The organism is Erwinia sp. AnSW2-5, assembly GCF_045107195.1.
In the GTDB taxonomy this organism is placed as follows: Bacteria; Pseudomonadota; Gammaproteobacteria; order Enterobacterales; family Enterobacteriaceae; genus Erwinia.
The window spans coordinates 1-1,249 of the sequence record NZ_JBJGXA010000050.1 but is presented as its reverse complement, the minus strand read 5'-3'; the positions used below and the strand labels follow the sequence as shown (position 1 = coordinate 1,249).

At 51.4% G+C, this 1,249-nt stretch carries 1 protein-coding gene; it reads left to right on the top strand.

The window, feature by feature from the left end; genetic code table 11:
• Positions 1 to 72 precede the first annotated feature (72 nt).
• A protein-coding gene (locus ACFL9S_RS22950) for an IS3 family transposase (RefSeq protein WP_405264184.1) occupies positions 73 to 1,241 on the top strand; the annotation gives its coding sequence in 2 pieces (ribosomal slippage) (positions 73 to 322 and positions 322 to 1,241; 1,170 coding nt in all).
• The last annotated feature ends 8 nt before the right edge of the window (positions 1,242 to 1,249 follow it).

Sequence of the window (1,249 nt, the reverse complement as noted above, 5' to 3'; positions counted from 1 at the left end):
TGAAGTGGTTTACTGAATTTGGCCACCTGAACAGAGGTGATATGCTCACCTCAGAACATGACAGGAGCCCCAATGAAAAGAAGAAGTTTCAGCGCAGAGTTTAAACGCGAGTCCGCTCAACTGGTCCTTGACCAGCATTACACCGTTGCAGATGCAGCCAGCGCTATGCATGTCGGCCTTTCCACAATGACGCGATGGGTGAAGCAGTTGCGTGATGAGCGACAGGGAAAAACACCAAAAGCTTCCCCCATTACCCCGGAACAAATTGAAATCCGTGAGCTCAGGAAAAAGCTACAACGTATTGAAATGGAAAATGAAATATTAAAAAAGGCTACCGCGCTCTTGATGTCAGACTCCCTGAACAGTTCTCGATAATCGGGAAACTCAGGGCGCGTTATCCTGTAGCCACTCTCTGCCATGTGTTCGGGGTTCATCGCAGCAGCTACAAATACTGGAAAAACCGCCCTGAAAAACCAGACGGCAGACGGACTGTATTACGAAGCCAGGTGCTTGAGTTGCATAGCATCAGCCACGGTTCGGCCGGGGCAAGGAGCATCGCCACCATGGCAACCCAGAGAGGCTATCAGATGGGGCGCTGGCTTGCTGGCAGACTCATGAAAGAACTGGGACTGGCCAGCTGCCAGCAACCAACTCACCGGTATAAACGTGGCGGTCATGAGCACATCGCTATCCCTAATTACCTTGAACGACAGTTCGCAGTGACAGAACCAAATCAGGTATGGTGCGGCGACGTAACGTATATCTGGACAGGCAAACGCTGGGCATACCTCGCCGTTGTTCTCGACCTGTTCGCGAGAAAGCCAGTGGGCTGGGTAATGTCGTTCTCACCAGACAGCAGACTCACTATGAAAGCGCTGGAAATGGCATGGGAAACGCGCGGCAAGCCAGCCGGAGTCATGTTCCACAGCGATCAGGGCAGTCATTATACGAGCCGGCAGTACCAGCAGTTACTGTGGCGATACCGGATCAGGCAGAGTATGAGCAGGCGTGGAAACTGCTGGGATAATAGCCCAATGGAACGCTTCTTCCGGAGCCTGAAGAATGAGTGGGTGCCGGTGACTGGTTACATAAGTTTTAGCGATGCAGCTCACGCAATAATGGACTATATAGTTGGGTATTACAGCGCGCTCAGACCACACGAGTATAACGGTGGTTTACCACCAAACGAATCGGAAAAACGATACTGGAAGAACTCTAAAGTGGTGGCCAGTTTTAGTTGACCACTTCA